At 70.9% G+C, this 16885-nt stretch carries 14 protein-coding genes and 1 pseudogene; 9 read left to right on the forward strand and 6 right to left on the reverse strand.

Annotated features, from left to right (window positions below):
- Positions 1-8 precede the first annotated feature (8 nt).
- On the reverse strand, positions 9-407 hold the full coding sequence (locus ENC19_RS15045) for a VOC family protein (protein ID WP_164447793.1): 399 nt from the start codon (positions 405-407) through the stop codon (positions 9-11).
- Between the two features lie 82 nt (positions 408-489).
- Here ENC19_RS15045 and ENC19_RS15050 point away from each other — a divergent pair, with 82 nt between their 5' ends.
- Positions 490-1263, forward strand: a complete 774-nt coding sequence (locus ENC19_RS15050) for a TetR/AcrR family transcriptional regulator (protein WP_164447794.1) — start codon at positions 490-492, stop codon at positions 1261-1263.
- A gap of 68 nt (positions 1264-1331) precedes the next feature.
- Here the strand turns inward: ENC19_RS15050 and ENC19_RS15055 are convergent, their stop codons facing one another.
- Both ENC19_RS15055 and ENC19_RS15060 read right to left on the reverse strand, forming a co-directional pair.
- Entirely contained in the window at positions 1332-2282 is a 951-nt protein-coding gene (locus ENC19_RS15055) for a malate dehydrogenase (protein WP_164447795.1), read from the reverse strand.
- A gap of 80 nt (positions 2283-2362) precedes the next feature.
- Positions 2363-3223 (reverse strand): bifunctional methylenetetrahydrofolate dehydrogenase/methenyltetrahydrofolate cyclohydrolase, encoded by an 861-nt coding sequence (locus ENC19_RS15060; protein ID WP_164447796.1) that lies wholly within the window; start codon positions 3221-3223, stop codon positions 2363-2365.
- A gap of 522 nt (positions 3224-3745) precedes the next feature.
- On the opposite strand from ENC19_RS15060, the gene ENC19_RS15065 reads away from it, so the two are divergent.
- The 6 genes from ENC19_RS15065 to ENC19_RS15090 all read left to right on the forward strand — a co-directional run bounded on the left by ENC19_RS15065 (position 3746) and on the right by ENC19_RS15090 (position 11978).
- Positions 3746-5350 (forward strand): peptide ABC transporter substrate-binding protein, encoded by a 1605-nt coding sequence (locus tag ENC19_RS15065; protein WP_164447797.1) that lies wholly within the window; start codon positions 3746-3748, stop codon positions 5348-5350.
- Between the two features lie 81 nt (positions 5351-5431).
- A complete protein-coding gene (locus tag ENC19_RS15070; protein WP_164447798.1) occupies positions 5432-6370 on the forward strand; it encodes an ABC transporter permease in 939 nt (312 codons plus the stop codon).
- Positions 6371-6385: 15 nt separating this feature from the next.
- On the forward strand, positions 6386-7342 hold the full coding sequence (locus tag ENC19_RS15075; RefSeq protein ID WP_164447799.1) for an ABC transporter permease: 957 nt from the start codon (positions 6386-6388) through the stop codon (positions 7340-7342).
- 123 nt (positions 7343-7465) lie between these two features.
- Positions 7466-8503: an ABC transporter ATP-binding protein gene (locus tag ENC19_RS15080; RefSeq protein WP_164447800.1), complete on the forward strand. Its 1038-nt coding sequence runs from the start codon at positions 7466-7468 to the stop codon at positions 8501-8503.
- The gene (locus ENC19_RS15085; RefSeq protein WP_164447801.1) at positions 8487-9515 is read left to right on the forward strand and encodes an ABC transporter ATP-binding protein; all 1029 of its coding nucleotides are present in this window, start codon (positions 8487-8489) and stop codon (positions 9513-9515) included. The genes ENC19_RS15080 and ENC19_RS15085 overlap by 17 nt, the downstream gene beginning before the upstream one ends.
- Before the next feature lie 165 nt (positions 9516-9680).
- Positions 9681-11978: a putative bifunctional diguanylate cyclase/phosphodiesterase gene (locus ENC19_RS15090; protein ID WP_164447802.1), complete on the forward strand. Its 2298-nt coding sequence runs from the start codon at positions 9681-9683 to the stop codon at positions 11976-11978.
- Between the two features lie 88 nt (positions 11979-12066).
- Here the strand turns inward: ENC19_RS15090 and purH are convergent, their stop codons facing one another.
- Positions 12067-13638 carry a bifunctional phosphoribosylaminoimidazolecarboxamide formyltransferase/IMP cyclohydrolase gene (gene purH / locus ENC19_RS15095; RefSeq protein ID WP_216592911.1) on the reverse strand — a complete coding sequence of 524 codons (1572 nt, stop codon included), beginning with the start codon at positions 13636-13638 and terminating at the stop codon, positions 12067-12069.
- Positions 13639-13641: 3 nt separating this feature from the next.
- A pseudogene (gene purN, locus ENC19_RS29545) lies at positions 13642-14253 on the reverse strand (phosphoribosylglycinamide formyltransferase); the annotation flags it as partial.
- 154 nt (positions 14254-14407) lie between these two features.
- Here purN and ENC19_RS15100 point away from each other — a divergent pair.
- Both ENC19_RS15100 and ENC19_RS15105 read left to right on the forward strand, forming a co-directional pair.
- Positions 14408-14707, forward strand: coding sequence for a CD225/dispanin family protein (locus ENC19_RS15100; protein ID WP_164447804.1), 300 nt, complete (start codon positions 14408-14410; stop codon positions 14705-14707).
- A gap of 7 nt (positions 14708-14714) precedes the next feature.
- Positions 14715-15461 (forward strand): DUF4190 domain-containing protein, encoded by a 747-nt coding sequence (locus ENC19_RS15105; RefSeq protein WP_164447805.1) that lies wholly within the window; start codon positions 14715-14717, stop codon positions 15459-15461.
- A gap of 130 nt (positions 15462-15591) precedes the next feature.
- Here ENC19_RS15105 and ENC19_RS15110 read toward each other — a convergent pair whose 3' ends face one another.
- Complete coding sequence (locus ENC19_RS15110; protein WP_164447806.1) at positions 15592-16884, reverse strand: cell division protein PerM; 1293 nt, start codon at positions 16882-16884, stop codon at positions 15592-15594.
- Position 16885 lies beyond the last annotated feature (1 nt).

The following is a 16885-nucleotide window of genomic DNA, read 5'->3' on the forward strand; positions in this document are numbered from 1 at the left end:
CGCCTGGCTCAGTCGGTGGCCTCCGGCCCGTGCACCCACTGCACGAGCTGCAGGATCACCCCGTTGGGATCGGTGACCTGGAAGAAGCGCTCACCCCACGGTTCGGTCTGGATCGGGGTGGCGATCGGCACCCCGGCGGCGGTGAGCCGGGCGTACTCGGCGTCGATGTCGTCGACGACGAAGGCGACGAGCACCCCCTCGGCCCGCTGCGTACGCAGGCTTTCCGGCTGGAGACTGGCCAACCCGGTACGGAGGAAGATCAGGTTGAACCCGACGTCGTCCCGGGCCAGCGAGACGAAGCCGTCGGCGGACATCTGCTCGTGGAATCCGAAGTACTGCTTGACGAACGCGGCCGAGGCCGGCACGTCCTCGACGTTCAGCGAGATCGCCGATGCCGTGATCTGCACGCGCACCCCCTGTGCGGAGACAATAACTACGTACATTGTACACCGTACTGCGTACGGCGAATCGACCTGCGAAGATCGTGGGGTGCCCGACCACCGCACCGGAGGCGGAGACCCCGCTCACACCCTGCGCCTGCTCTGGCGCCAGACCGGCGACGTCCCGCGTCGTGGCCCCCGCCCGGGCCGCTCACTGGACGACATCGTGACCGCCGCGATCGAGCTGGCGGACGCCGAAGGGCTGGACGCGGTGACCATGCGCGCGCTCGCCCAGGCCGTCGGCGTGGCGCCGATGACCCTCTACACCTACGTCCCGGGCAAGGCCGAGCTGCTCGACCTGATGCTGGACGCGATCTACACCGGCATGCCCCGGCCGGACCGCTCCGGCGACCCCTGGCGGGCGCGGGTGGCAGCGGTGGCGGCGGACAACCGGGCCCTCTTCACCGCCCACCCCTGGGCGGCCGAGGTCGCCACCGGCCGCCCGCCGCTCGGACCGGGCCAGATGGCGAAGTACGAGTACGAGCTGCGTGCCTTCGACGGCACCGGACTGGACGACGTGGCCCGCGACGCCGCGTTGACCTTCGTCCTCGACTTCGTGCGGGCTGGCGCCCGCTCGGCGGCCGAGTCGCGCTCCGCCCAGCAGGAGAGCGCCTGGACGGACGAACAGTGGTGGACGGCGAACGCCCCCCTGTTGGCGCAGGTGCTCGACGAGCGGCGCTTTCCGACCGCCGTCCGGGTCGGCGCCGCGGCCGGTGCCGCGCAGAACGCCGCGTACCACCCCGACCAGGCGTACGAGTTCGGTCTGGCCCGCGTCCTCGACGGCCTGACCACCCTGATCGCCACCGCCAAACCGCCGCAATGACCAGGAGGTTCGCCCCTCGGATCAACTGTCCGAGACGCGAACCTCCTGGTCAGCTCAACTCGTCGGGGTCACATGGACGCGACGTCCGCCTGCTTGGCGCGGACGGCCTCGGCGGCCTCCTTGAGAGCGGCCAGTTCGTCGGCGTCGAGGTCGGTCTCCACCACGCGCTTGACGCCCTGGGCACCGATCTCGGCCTCCACCCCGAGGTAGACACCGGAGATGCCGTACTCGCCGTCCACCCAGGCACAGACCGGCATGACCTCGCCCGAGTCCTCGGCGACGGCCTTCGCCATCCGGGCCGCCGCCGCCGACGGCGCGTAGTACGCCGACCCGGTCTTGAGCAGCGCCACCACCTCGGCGCCACCGTTGCGGGTACGCACGACCAGGTCCTCGATCTGCTCGGCCGGCATCACCTCGCGCAGCGGCTTGCCGTTCACGCTGCTCTGCGACGGCACCGGAACCATGGTGTCGCCGTGCGAACCCAGGGTCAGCGTCTTCACCGACTTCACCGGTACCTGCAACGCCTCGGCGACGAAGTTGCTGAACCGGGCGGTGTCCAGCATGCCGGCCTGGCCGAGCACCCGGTTGCGCGGGAACTGGGTGGCGATCTGGGCCAGCGCGGTCATCTCGTCCAGCGGGTTGGAGACCACGATGACCACGGCGTTCGGTGCGTACTTGGCCACGTTCTCGGCGACCTGGCGGACGATCTTGGCGTTGGTCTCCAGCAGGTCCATCCGGCTCATCCCGGGCTTACGCGGCAGGCCGGCGGTGATGACGACCACGTCCGAGCCCTCGATGCCCTCGTAGCCCTCACCGTTCGGGCCGGTCGTGACGCCGACCACCTTGGTCTCGAAGCCCTCCACGGCACGCGACTGGTTGAGGTCGAGGGCGATGCCCGCGGGCTTGCCCTCGATGATGTCGGTGATCACGACAGTGTCGAAGACGTCGTACTCGGCCAGGCGCTGCGCGGTGGTGGAGCCGTAGAATCCGGCCCCGACGACAGTGACCTTCTTACCCATGGTCGTCCCACTCCCTGATACCAGTCGGTTTTCCGGACCGTATCAGCCATCCTGGCACCGATCGGGCCAGGGGCGGACGGTTATGGGCGTTCGGCCCGCTCCACGACGTTCGTGAGCAGCATGGCGCGGGTCATCGGACCGACACCACCGGGCATCGGCACCAGCTTGCCGGCCACCTCGGCGACCTCCGGGTCCACGTCACCGGTGTAGCGACCCTTGCCGTCCGCGCCGATCACCCGGGTGATGCCCACGTCGACCACGACGGCACCGGGAGTGACCATGTCCACGGTGAGCAGGCCGGGCACTCCCGCCGCCACGATCACGACGTCGGCGGCCCGGGTGTGCGCGGCCAGGTCCAGCGTGCCGGTGTGGCAGAGGGTGACGGTCGCGTTCTCGCTTCGCCGCGTCAACAGCAGCCCCAGCGGGCGCCCGACGGTGTTGCCCCGGCCGACCACGGCCACGTTGGCGCCACGCAGCGGAACGTCGTGCCGGCGGAGCAGTTCCACGATGCCGCGCGGGGTGCAGGGCAGCGGCGCGTCGTAGCCGAGCACCAGCCGACCCAGGTTGACCGGATGCAGGCCGTCGGCGTCCTTGTCCGGGTCGATCAGCTCCAGCACCCGCTGCGTGTCCAGGTGCGCCGGCAACGGCAGCTGGACGATGTAGCCGTGGCAGGCCGGATCGGCGTTCAGCTCGGCGAGGACCTGGTCGACCTGTTCCTGGGTGGCGTCGGCCGGCAACTCGCGGCGGATGGAGGCGATCCCGACCTCGGCGCAGTCCCGGTGCTTGCCGTTGACGTACGCCTGGGAGCCCGGGTCGGACCCGACCAGCACCGTGCCGAGCCCTGGCACGGTCCCCCGCTCCGCCAGCGCCTTCACCCGCGCCCGCAGCTCGTCCTTGATCTCGGCCGCGGTCGCCTTGCCGTCCAGAAGCGTCGCCGTCACGAGCAGATCGTCTCACGTCCACCGTCACCGGCTCCCCCGACCTCGGCGACCCGACCGGTCGGCCACGGTCGGCCACCCGGCGAGCGGCTCGGTGGCCCGGTGCGGTGCCGGGGGGTGGCGCGCCAGCCGGCCTCTGCCAGCCCGACCGACGAGATCACCAATTACTTTTAGTCACGTGGTGTTAATCACTTAGCGTGACGACTTGTGTGACACCGCACAGCGATTTCGGACTGCAGGGCATGAAGACCCGCAATCTGGCGATCATGCCGAGTGGGGGCCGAGCCTCCCAACCGACCTCCGATGTTGCCGAGCTGAGCCACATCACCGCACCTCACAGCGGAAAAGTACCGGTTGGCGTAGCACGGGAGCACGAGCCCGACAAGACCGGGGGTGGCGTTCTGTTACCTCTTTGCAACCGCTGCGTTGCCGAGTCGCGGCATACGACCTACCGTTGCCGGTCGTTGCGCAGCGTCACCCAATGCCGGGCCCGACTGCGCAGCGTAATGGAGATGAGGAGGCTAGATGCGTGTTCGTAGGCTTGCCGCCTGGACCGCCCTCCCGCTCGCGGTGACCCTGGGCCTGGTGGCCTGCGGCTCGGGCGGCGACGGCGGATCCGGCGAGAGCGACCCCAACGCGGCCGTGCGGATCGAGATCGCCGAGCCGCAGCACCTGGTGCCGACCAACACCAACGAGACGAGCGGCTCCCAGGTGCTCGCCGCCCTGTTCAGCCCGCTTGTCGACTACGACGAGGCCCACAAGCCGTACGAGGTGGCCGCCGAGTCGATCACGTCCGAGGACAACACCACCTGGACGATCAAGCTCAAGGACGGCTACACCTTCCACAACGGCGAGCAGGTGACCGCCGACAACTACGTCGACGCCTGGAACTACGGCGCGTACGCGCCGAACGGGCAGAACTCCAGCTACTTCTTCGAGAAGATCGCCGGCTACGACGACCTGCAGGGTGAGAACCCGAAGGCCGAGACGCTCAGCGGGCTGAAGCAGGTCGACGACCTGACCTTCACCGTCACGCTCGCGCAGCCGTACAGCGAGTTCAAGTCGATGCTCGGCTACACCGCCTTCTACCCGCTGCCGGAGGCCGCGTTCAGCGCTCCCGGCGAGCTGGCCGAGGGCTTCGAGCAGGCGCCGATCGGTCAGGGTCCGTTCAAGATGAAGGGCACCTGGCAGCACGACGCCAAGGTCGAGGTCGAGCGGTACGACGCCTTCCCCGGCGAGCAGCCGAAGGTTGCCGGCGTCGAGTTCCGGATCTACCAGCAGCTCACCGCGGCGTACGCGGACGTGCTGTCGGACAACCTCGACGTGATCAAGACCATCCCGACGGAGAACCTCTCCACCGCCGGCACCGACCTGGGTGACCGCTTCCTGCAGAGCCCGGCGTCCTCGCTGCACTTCCTGGCGTTCCCCACCTTCCAGGAGGAGTTCAGCAACCCGGACGTGCGCAAGGCCATCTCGATGGCGATCGACCGCGAGGAGATCACCCGGTCGATCTTCAAGGACTCGCAGCAGCCGGCCCGCGCGTTCGTCTCCCCGGCCGTCGCCGGCTACCGGGAGAACACCGTCGGCGCCGCGGGCGAGTTCGACCCGGCCAAGGCCAAGTCGCTCTACCAGGCCGCCGGCGGACCGTCGAAGATCACCCTGTCCTACAACGGCGACGGCGGCCACAAGGACTGGATCGACGCCACCTGCAACCAGCTCAAGGCCAACCTGGGCGTGGACTGCGTCGGCAGCGCCGAGCCCAAGTTCGCCGACCTGCTGACCAAGGTCAAGGCCAAGCAGCCGGTGGGCCTGTTCCGGATGGGCTGGATCATGGACTACCCGTCCATGGAGAACTACCTGGGCCCGCTGTACAGCACCAACGGTTCGTCGAACTACTACGGCTACAGCAACCCGGACTTCGACCGGCTGCTCGCCGAGGGCGCCAGCGCCCCCAGCGAGGAGGAGGCGATCAAGAAGTACCAGGAGGCCGAGGACCTGCTCGCCGAGGACCTGCCGGTCGTACCGCTGCGGTTCGGCCAGAACAACTTCGGTCACTCGACAAAGGTCAAGAACGTCGAGATGGATCTCTTCGACCGGGTCAACCTGACCAAGATCGAAGCCATCAAGTAACACCCACGCCGGCGGGTCGGGTCATCGCGAGGTGACCCGACCCGCCACGCGGTTCGCCCCTTTTCAGAGAGACTGCCAAGTATGTTCCGCTTCATCGTGCGGCGTCTGCTCCAGATGATCCTGGCCTTCTTCGGGACCACGCTGATCGTCTACGCGCTGATGTTCGCCGGTCAGGGCGACCCGATCCAGGCGCTCGCCGGCGAGCGCCCGGTCACCGCCGCACAGCGGGCGTACCTCACGGAGAAGTACCACCTGGACGCCACCGGGGTCGGCGGCTTCTTCTACCGGTACTTCGACTACATCTCCAACCTGCTCCGCGGCGACCTGGGCGAGTCGCTCACCGGACGGTCGATCGGCGACATCCTCGCCGCCGCCTGGCCCGTCACCATCAGGCTGGCCCTGATCGCCCTCGCGGTCGCGGTCATCTTCGGCGTCACCGCGGGCGTCCTCGCCGGCATCCGGCGGGCCAGCATCTTCGACAACGCCACCCTGCTGCTGACCCTGCTGGTGCTCGGCATACCGACCATCGTGCTCGCCCCGCTGGCGCAGTACTTCCTGGGCGTCAAGTGGCAGGTCTTCCCGCCCACCGCCGGCGCCGACCCCGACTTCTACGCGCTGCTGCTGCCGGGCATCGTGCTCGGCTCGCTCTCCCTGGCCACCGCGCTGCGGCTGACCCGCACCTCGGTGGCCGAGAACCTGCGCGCCGACTACGTACGCACCGCCCGGTCGAAGGGCCTGCCGAACCGGCGGGTGGTGAGCGTGCACGTGTTGCGCAACTCGCTCATCCCGGTGATCACCTTCCTCGGCGTCGAGGTCGGCAACCTGATGAGCGGCGCGATCATCACCGAGGGCGTGTTCAACATCCCCGGCGTCGGCTTCAACCTCTTCCGCGGCATCCGCACCGAGGACGGCCCGCTGGTGGTCGGCATCGTCAGCGTGCTCGTCGTGGTCTACCTGATCTCCAACCTGGTGGTCGACATCCTGTACGCCGTCCTGGACCCGAGGATCCGCTATGAGTGAGACAAGGGTGGACCTGTGAGCGACTTCGAGACGGTGGCGGCGTCGGAGAACCAGGCCGCGCGGCGCGGGCCCTCCGGGGAGCCGGGCACGCCGAACCAGGTGGGGCGCCCCCGCAAGCCGCGCAGCCTGGCCGGCGACGCCTGGCGCGACCTGCGCCGCAAGCCGATCTTCTGGATCAGCCTGCTCCTGGTGCTGCTGGTGACCGCGATGGCCGCCGTGCCCGGCCTGTTCACCAGCAACGACCCCGCCGACTGCGTGCTGTCCCGGCAGCACGCGGCACCCTCCGGCGGAGCCATCTTCGGGTACGACTTCCAGGGCTGCGACACGTACGCCCGGGCGGTCCACGGCGCCCGGGCGTCGCTGCTGGTCGGTGCCCTCAGCGCGCTGTTCACCGGCCTGATCGCGCTGGTCGTGGGGATGCTCGCCGGATACTTCGGCGGCTGGGTCGACGCGGTGCTCTCCCGGGTGATCGACATCGTGCTCGGCATCCCGCTGCTGCTGGCCGCGATCGTCCTGCTCAAGCGCATCGGCAGCGACAGCGCCACGGTACGCGTCGCCGCGGTCATCTTCGTGCTGGCGGTGCTCGGCTGGACCACCGCCGCCCGGGTGGTCCGTTCCTCGGTGATCACCGCCCGGGAGCAGGACTACGTGGCCGCGGCCCGGATGCTGGGGGCCGGCAACGGGCGGATCATGTGGCGGCACATCCTGCCGAACGCGCTCGCCCCGGCCATCGTGGTGCTGACCATCGCGCTCGGCTCGTTCATCGCCGCCGAGGCGACGCTGTCCTTCCTCGGCATCGGGCTGCGGGAGCCCACCATCTCCTGGGGCATCGAGATCAACAACGGTCGGGTGCACATGCGGGAATCGGCGACCCCGCTGGTGGTCCCGTCGACCTTCCTGGCGCTGACCGTCCTGGCCTTCATCATGCTCGGCGACGCGATCCGCGACGCCTTCGACCCGAAGCTCCGGTGAGGCGGTCATGCGAGCGCGAGGAGTGAGCGCAGCGAGCCCCGCAGTCGCGAGCGAAAGGCAGGCACCGCGAGCGCGAGGAGTGAGCGCAGCGAGCCCCGCAGTCGCGAGCGAAAGGCAGGCACCGTGAGTCAGCACGCCGTCCGGCCGACGCCGGCCTCGCCCACTCCGCCCGGCGGGCACCTGCTGGAGGTGCGTGACCTGCACGTCGAGTTCCGCACCGGCGAGGGGGTGGCCAAGGTGATCAACGGGGTCAGTTACCACCTGGACCCGGGCGAGACGCTCGCGGTGCTGGGCGAGTCCGGCTCCGGCAAGTCCGTCACCGCCCAGGCCATCATGGGCATCCTGGACACCCCACCAGCGCACATCAGCTCGGGTGAGATCCGCTACTCCGGCCACGACCTGCTGGGTCTGCCGGAGGAGCAGCGCCGGCAGATCCGGGGCAAGGAGATCGCGATGATCTTCCAGGACGCCCTCTCCGCCCTGAATCCGGTCTTCCCGGTCGGCTGGCAGATCGGCGAGACGCTGCGCCAGCGACTCGGGATGTCCCGCGCGGACGCCCGCCGCCGCTCGGTGGAGCTGATGGACCTGGTGCAGATTCCGGCGGCGGCTCGGCGGCTCGGTGACTACCCGCACCAGTTCTCCGGCGGCATGCGGCAGCGGGTGATGATCGCGATGGCGCTGGCGATGGAGCCGAGGGTGCTGATCGCCGACGAGCCCACCACCGCGCTGGACGTCACCGTGCAGGCCCAGATCATGGACCTCCTCGCCGACCTGCGGCGGAACCTGGACATGGCGATGATCCTGATCACCCACGATCTCGGCGTGGTCGCCGACGTCGCGGACCGGATCGCGGTCATGTACGCGGGCCGGATCGTCGAGCACGCCGACGTCCGGTCGCTGTACCGGGCGCCCGCCCACCCGTACACCAAGGGGTTGCTGAACTCGATCCCGCGCCTGGACCAGCGGGGCGGGAAGCTGTCCACGATCCGTGGCCTGCCGCCCAACCTGATGCGCATCCCCAGCGGTTGCCCCTTCCACCCCCGGTGCCCGTACGTGCAGCAGGTCTGTGTGGACGTGGTGCCGCACGACCTGGTCCTCGGCGACGGCCGGACCAGCGCGTGCCACTTCGCCCAGGAGGTACGTGATGACCGCGCCGGCTAGCCCCACCACGGTTCGCGGCGAGACCCTCCTCGACGTCGACCACGTGGTCAAACACTTCCCGATCACGCAGGGCGTGGTGTTCAAGAAGAAGACCGGTGCGGTCAAGGCCGTCGACGGGGTGAGCTTCCAGCTACGCCGGGGCGAGACGTTGGGCATCGTCGGCGAGTCGGGCTGCGGCAAGTCCACTCTGGCCCGGCTGCTGATGCGGTTGGAGAAGCCGACCGCCGGCCGCGCCACCCTGGCCGGTCGGGACCTGTTCGCCGCCTCCGGCGGTGAGCTGCGCCGGATCCGACGCAACATGCAGATGGTCATGCAGGATCCGTACACCTCGCTGAACCCCCGGATGACGGTCGGCGACATCATCGGCGAGCCGTTCGAGATCCATCCGGAGGCGGCCCCGAAGGGCAGCCGCCAGCGGCGGGTCCAGGAACTGCTCGACGTCGTCGGGTTGAACCCGGAACACATCAACCGGTACCCCCACCAGTTCTCCGGCGGTCAACGCCAGCGCATCGGCATCGCCCGCGCGTTGGCGCTGCGGCCCGAGGTGATCGTCTGCGACGAGCCGGTCTCCGCGCTGGACGTCTCCATCCAGGCGCAGGTGATCAACCTGCTGGAGGAGCTTCAGGACGAGCTGGGCCTGTCCTACATCTTCATCGCGCACGACCTGTCGGTGGTGCGGCACATCTCCGACCGGATCGCGGTGATGTACCTGGGCCGAATCGTGGAGATCGGCACCGAGGACGAGATCTACGATCGGGCCACCCACCCGTACACCCAGGCGCTGCTCTCCGCGGCACCGGTGCCGGACCCGGACGCCCGGGAGCATCGCAGCATCATCCGGCTGCGCGGCGACGTGCCGAGCCCGGCGGACCCGCCGAGCGGCTGCCACTTCCGTACCCGGTGCTGGAAGGCCCAGGACATCTGCGCCGTCCAGGACCCGCAGGCGGTGCCGCGGGCCGCCGACCCGCACCCCTCGGCCTGCCATTTCGCCGAACTCCGGCCGGGACCGTGAGCACGAACCTCCCTCCCCAGTGGATACTGCGGCATCGAAGAGGCACCCGATGACGGATGGCGAGCCTCCGCTCACTCATTAGGGTCTACAGCCGTGACGCAGGTGGCGCTACGACCGACGACGGGCCCCACGGTCGGGGTCGCCGCGACCAACAGTCGGACCACCATGCGATTTGTGCAGGCCACCGTGGCGGTCGTCGCTCTCGGCACCGTCTGGTGCGTCGCGAACTTCACCGTCGGTGCCGGCGCCGAGGCGCTGGCGTACCTGTTCGTTCCGGTCGGCGGGGTCTTCGCCGCCGGGTCCGTCGTACACCTGCTCCGCCACGCCGACCTCGACCCGGTCACGCGACGCTTCTGGCGTGCGCTCCTCGTCGCGGCGGTCACCATCACCATCGGGTACGGCTGGCTGGCGCTGGACATGCTGACGCATGCCGCCGAGGCCCGTACCCGAAGCATGCCGTTGCCGGCGGCGGCGTGCGTGGCGATCGGATTCGTCGTCGCCATCTGGGCGGTGGCCCGGGTGCCGATCGCCGAGACCGGCGGTGTCGAGCGATGGCGTCTCCTGCTCGACCGCACGATCGCGTTCCTCGGCTGCGCGGCCCTGCTCTGCTACATCGGGCTGGCCCCGATGCTTACCGCTGCCGAGCCGTGGAGCCGGCAGGCGATGGCGCTGGTCGGGCTCGCCTTCCTGGTCGCGGTCGGCGCCGCGACGAAGGTGTCCTTCGTGGCCGGCGGTCCGGTCGACCGGGTCGCCCTGCGGTTCGTCGCGGCCAGCGGCGGCGTCACCGCCGGGATCGTCGCGGTGCTCTCGGTCCGGTACGGGTACGTCGCCGGCATCCCCGCCCAAGCGGTCGTGATGCCGCTGACGCCGGTCTTCTTCACGCTCGGCGTTCGGGCGCAGTGGCGGGCCCAGCTCGGTGTCCGCCGCGATCCGACCCGCAACGGCGTGCTGCTGCCGTACCTGGCGGTGGTGGCGGTCGACGTGCCGCTGCTCGCCGTCGCGTTCGGCGCTCCGCTGACCTGGCCGGTCCGGGTGGTCCTGATCGCCGCCGTGGTGGTGACCGCGCTGGTCAGCGTCCGGCAGTTCATCGCCTACCGGGAGAACGCCCGACTGCTGCGCAACACCCGCCTGCAGGAGGAGCGCCTGCAGTACGAGGTCAGCCACGACGGCCTCACCGGGCTGGCCAACCGGGCGCTGTTCCGGGACCGGCTCGCGTCCGCACTCACCGCCACGACACCCGCGTCGGTGCTCCTGGTCGACCTGGACGACTTCAAGACCGTCAACGACCTGCTCGGGCACGGCGTCGGTGACCGGCTGCTCGTGTCGGTCGCCGAGCTGTTGCGTGCCGAGGTCGGCGACGACGGCCTACCGGTACGGGTCGCCGGTGACGAGTTCGCCGTCCTGCTCACCGGCCCGCACGCCGACCCCGAGAAGTTGGCCGGCCGGCTGCTGGCCGCGCTCGACCAACCGATCAGCCAACACCGCCTGCTGGTGCAGGCCAGCATCGGCATCGCCGACACCGGGCCCGGTGCCACCGTCGACTCGGTGCTGCGGGACGCCGACGTCGCCATGTACACGGCCAAACAGCGGGGGAAGGCGAGCTTCGTACGGTACGTGGACGGCATGGGTGAGCCGGTACTGGCGCACATGCAGCTCGGCGGCGAACTGCGGCGGGCCCTTGACCACAACGAACTGCGGGTCGTCTACCAGCCGATCCTGCGGCTGGACGACGGATGGCTGGTCGGGGTGGAGGCGTTGGTCCGCTGGCACCACCCGACGCGCGGGATCGTCGGGCCGGCCGAGTTCATCCCAGCCGCCGAGCGGACCGGTCTGATCGTGCCGCTGGGCCGGTTCGTGCTGCGCGAGACGTGCCGCCAGGCGGCGGCGTGGTCACGGGAGTTCGGGCCGGACGCACTCCGGGAGGCGGGCCTGAACGTCTCCGCCCGGCAACTGCACGATCCCGACTTCGTCTCCGACGTGACCGCCGCGCTCGCCGACAGCGGGCTGCCCTGCGAACGGCTGGTGCTGGAGGTGACCGAGTCGGCGGTGCTGCGCGGTCAACAGGTCTCCCGGACCCTCGTCGAACTCGACCGGATGGGCATCCGCCTCTCCCTCGACGACTTCGGCACCGGCGAGTCGTCGCTGAGTCTGCTGCGCGCCTTCCCCGCCGCGATCGTGAAGCTCGACAAGTCCTTCGTCGACGGTATCGAGATCGACGACGGCCAGGCAGGGGCGGCCGCCGCCCGGCAGGCGGTGGCCCGGGCGGTGATCCAACTCGCCCACGCCCTCGGCCTGGAGACCGTCGCCGAGGGCGTCGAGAGCGCCGAGCAGGTCGCGGTGCTCCGTGCCCTCGGCTACACCCGTGGCCAGGGCTACCACCTGGCCCGACCGATGACCGCCGAGGGCATCTCCGGCCTGCTGGCCCACCAGCGGACCGTGGCAACCGTCCAACCGACGACCTGACTGCGGTTACCGGTTCGGTCCAGATCTTGGACAGTCTCCGTCAACGGCTAACAGTCAACGGCTAACGGAAACTGTCCAAGATCTCGCACTAGTGGGCGAAGTGGCGGGTGGCGGTGAGGTACATGGTGACGTCGGCCTGCTTGCAGGCCGCGATCACCTCCTCGTCGCGGATCGAGCCGCCGGGCTGGACGATCGCCCGGACGCCCGCGTCGATGAGGATCTGCGGACCGTCGGCGAACGGGAAGAACGCGTCCGAGGCGGCCACCGCGCCGCGCGCCCGCTCGGCGCCGGCCCGGCTGACCGCGAGGCGAGCCGAGTCCACCCGGTTGACCTGCCCCATGCCGACCCCGACCGTGGCGCCGTCGTGGGCCAGCAGGATCGCGTTGCTCTTCACCGCGCGTACCGCCCGCCAGGCGAAGGCCAGGTCGGCCAGGGTGGCGTCGTCGGCTGGCTCGCCGGTGGCCAGCCGCCAGGTGCTCGGGTCGTCGCCCTCGGCGTCGATCGCGTCCGGTAGCTGCACCAGCACGCCACCGCTGACCTGCCGCCACTCGGTCGGACGCGGCTGGAAGGCGGGCGCACGCAGCAGCCGGATGTTCTTCTTGGCCCGCAGCGTCTCCACCGCACCGGGTTCGTAGTCGGGCGCCACAACGACCTCGGTGAAGATCTCGGCGATCTGCCCGGCCAGCTCGACCGAGACCGGGCGGTTGACGGCGATCACCCCACCGAAGGCGGAGACCGGGTCACAGGCGTGCGCCTTGCGGTGCGCCTGCGCCACGTCCGCGCCGACGGCGATCCCGCACGGGTTGGCGTGCTTGACGACGGCCACGGCGGGCTGATCGGCGAAGTCGTTCGCGGCCCGCCAGGCGGCGTCCGCGTCGACGTAGTTGTTGTAGGACATCTCCTTGCCGTGCAACTGCTCGGCCTGAGCCAGCCCGACCGGGCCGGACGGGTCGGCGTAGAGAGCGGCGCTCTGGTGCGGGTTCTCGCCGTAGCGCAGCACCGACTGCCGGCGCAACGCCAGACCGGCGAACTCCGGCATGCCGTCGGCGGCCGGGGCCACCGACGAGGCGAACCACTCGGCGACCGCCACGTCGTACTCGGCGATGTCGGCGAACGCGCGGGCGGCCAACGCCCGGCGCTGCGCCAGGGTGAAGCCACCGCCGTCGAGCGCGGCCAGCAGCATCGGGTACGCACCGGGGTCGGTCACCACGGCCACCGAGGCGTGGTTCTTCGCGGCCGCACGCACCATCGCCGGGCCACCGATGTCGATCTGCTCGACGCACTCGTCCTGGCCGGCGCCGGAGGCGACGGTGTCCTGGAACGGGTACAGGTTGGACACCAGCAGGTCGATCCCGGCGATGCCGTGCTCGTCGAGCTGGGCGGTGTGTGCGTCCTTGCGCAGGTCGGCGAGGAGCCCGCCGTGAATCGCCGGGTGCAGGGTCTTCACCCGCCCGTCGAGGATCTCCGGGAAGCCGGTCACCTGCTCCACCGGCGTCACCGGCACTCCGGCGGCCGCGATCGTCGACGCGGTGCTGCCGGTGGAGACGATCTCCACACCCGCCGCGTGCAGCGCCTTGGCCAGATCGGCCAGGCCCGTCTTGTCGTAGACGCTGACGAGTGCCCGCCGGATCGGGCGACGCCCGTCCTGGATGGAGTTCACGCCGACCATGACCTTTCTTCCGGTTATCGTCCAACCGTTGCGGACCAGCCGGCCCACCTGCTCCACGAGCTGGCTCCGCTCCGCTTCCTTGATGCGTTCGGTGAGCGTGTCGACGTCGTCGTCGTCGCGTACCGGCACCGCCACCTGCGCGACGATCGGGCCGGTGTCCATCCCGGCGTCGACGAAGAAGAGGGTCGCCCCGGTCACCTTGACCCCGTAGGCGAGCGCGTCGCGCGGGCCGTGGATGCCGGGGAACGCCGGCAACAGGGTGTTGTGCGTGTTCAGGTAACGGTCGCCGAAGGCGGCGAGGAAACGCGGACCGACAAGCTTCAGGAACCCGGCCGAGATGACCAGGTCGGGTCGGTGCTCGGCGACCCGGTCGGTGAGCGCGACGTCCCACCGATCGCGGTCCGGGTGGTCCTTCAACCGCTCGACGAAGGTCGGCACCCCCGCGGCGGCGGCCCGGTCCAGGCCCGCGATCCCGTCGCGGTCCGCCCCGACCGCGACCACCCGCGCCCCGTACGCCGGGTCTGCGGTCGCGTCCAGCAGGGCCTGGAGATTGCTGCCGGAGCCGGAGACAAGGACGACGATACGGGCGGGCTGGTTCACCGGCACACCCTATCCGGCCGCTGGCCGGTGCCCATCCGCTGGGCAGCGCGGCGCGCGTGACCACCGAACTGGCCGAAAGCAGGTACGCTGCCGGTCGCTTGGGACCGGCGCATGTCCGGTCCCACACCCGTCAGCGAACAACCGTGAGGAGCACGTCGTCATGCAGCCCGAATACCAGTCACAGCCACCGCAGTCGGTCGACAACAACATGACAATGTCGATCGTCGCGATCTTCCTGTTCTGGCCGCTGGCCATTCCGGCGATCATCAACGCTTCGAAGGTCAACCCGCTGGTTCAGCAGGGTGACTACGCCGGCGCGCAGGCTGCGGCGGCCGAGTCGAAGAAGTGGTCCAAGTGGGCCCTGATCGTCGGTATCGCCTGGATCGCGATCGTCCTGGTGTGCTGCCTGGGCGGCGGCCTGCTGGGCTCGATGAGCGGCAGCAACGCCAGCGGTTTCTGAGCACCGGATGCAGCCCGGTCAACCCGGTCAGGACCCGTACGGCCAGCAGCCGCCGTACGGGGACCCGACCACGCCCCCGCCGGCGAACCCGTACGCGCCACCCCCGGCGAACCCGTACGCGCCACCGCCGGCGAACCCGTACGCCCAGCCGGCCGACCCGTACGGTCAGCAGCCCCCGGCCGACCCGTACGGTCAGCAGCCCCCGGCCGACCCGTACGGTCAGCAGCCCCCGGCCGATCCGTACGGTCAGCAACCGGAGGCCCAGCCGCCGGCCTCCCCCGGGCCCTACGGTCCGTACGCGCCGCCGGCCGGTCCCCCGCCGGCCGCCGGGCAGCCCCCGGCGTACGGCCAACCGGCGTACGGGCAACCGGGCTACGGGCAACCGGCGTACGGGCAACCGGGTTACGGGCAGCCCTACGCCGACCCGTACGGCCCGCAGCCCTACGGCGGCACGCCGATGTACCCGAACGCGGGTTTCACCGGCGCGCAGGGGCAGCAGAACACCCTCGGCCTGGTCGCGATGATCCTCGGCATCGCCTCGATTCCGTTGAGCTGCTGCTACCTCGGCATCCCGCTCGGGTTGGCCGCGCTCGTGACCGGCTGGCTCGGTAAGCAGAAGGCCGACCAGGGCCTGGCCGGCAACTCCGGTCAGGCACTCGCCGGCCTGATCTGTGGCGCGGTCGGGCTGCTGCTGGGTCTGCTGCAGATCGTGGTGGTCGCACTGAATGTCGGCGGGTCGGCGCTGTATCCCTGATCAGCAGCCTGCCCGCAGCCAGGGGCGTCCCGGTGCGTCCGGGACGCCCCTGGCGCGTCAGCGGGCCAGTTCGACCGCCCCACCTCGTGCGGAATCCGCACACCGCCGCCCCTCCGGGCGGCGGAGAGGGTCAGGTCGCGGGTCGGGTGAGCCAGCGGGTGGCAGCGGCACCGAGCAGTGCGCCGGCACCGGTGACCAGCAGTGCCGCGAGCGCCACCTGCCAACCGACCGGCCCGACCTGCGCCAGCCGGCCGCCGCCCAGCGGCCCACCGGACGCCTTCGCCGCCGCGCCCAGCAGCAGGCCGGCCACCGGTCCGGCGAGCGCCGCCGGCACGAGCAGCCGCCGCCAGGACAGCGATCTCCGTTCGGCGTTGGCCAGGCGCAGTAGGCGGCGCGCGAGCAGCCAACCGGTGGCCATTCCCACGAGGACGGGCAGCGCGAGGACGGTGACCGCGCCGAGCCCGGCCACCGGCCCGCTGGGCAGGCCGGCGAACAACGGCAGTGCCGGTAGCGCGCCGACCGACACCTCGCTGGTGCGTACCGCCGTGTCGGTGCCGACCGCGAAGCCGGGGCCGAGCAGGTAACTGGCCGACCACACGCTGACGTTCGGCGCGTACGCGAGGCTGACCAGGGTGATGCCGGCCTGACCGGCCACCCCGGTTTGGTAGGCGCCGATCAGGTCGGCCGCGTCGCCACCACCGGTCGCCACGGCCAGCCCGGCCACGGCAGCGCCCGCGCCGAGCAGCACCAGGGCGGCGACCAGGCCGGCACGTACGCCCTCGCGCAGCGGCATCGGCGTCTGCTCGGCGAAGACCTCCGCCACGCCGGTCGTCCGGGCCGCACCGAAACCGGCGGCGAGGGTGCCGACGGTCGCGAGCGTCAGCCCGGCGCGCACCGGCGACACGCTGGGCCCACCGGCTCCGACGAGCATGGCGGCGAGCGCTCCCAGCAGTCCGTACGCGACGCCGACGGCAGCGGCGGCGGCGAGCGTACGGCCCGGCGACCGGCCGCCGCGGGCACCGATCGCGCGGCTGGCGTGCACCCCGGCCCGGACCAGCCGCCAGACCGCCAACACCGTCACCGCGAGCGGCGCCAGGCCGAGCGGGCCGGTGGCCATGACCAGGGGCACCCCGTGCCCGAGGAGCCAACCCGCCGCTCCCGCCCGTGCGGCGTCGAGCAGGCTGCCGGCGTCCTCGCTGAGTTGGAACAGCCACAGCGCCAGCGCCACGGGCAACCAGGTGGTCACGGCCGCCCCGATGGCGGCGACAAGTGCGGCGACCGGGAGCGGTGCGTGACTGCGCCCGGAAGGTGCCGTCCGCGCGGCCGGCACCCGGCGCGGCGGGCCGGCGCGGCCGGGTGGCTGGCCACCGGCGCCACGGGCGTCGGTGGCCCGGCGAGGCTGGTCAGGGGTGACAAAGGACATC

The sequence above is a fragment of the Verrucosispora sioxanthis genome (assembly GCF_010560025.1).
Taxonomy (GTDB): Bacteria; Actinomycetota; Actinomycetes; order Mycobacteriales; family Micromonosporaceae; genus Micromonospora; species Micromonospora palythoicola.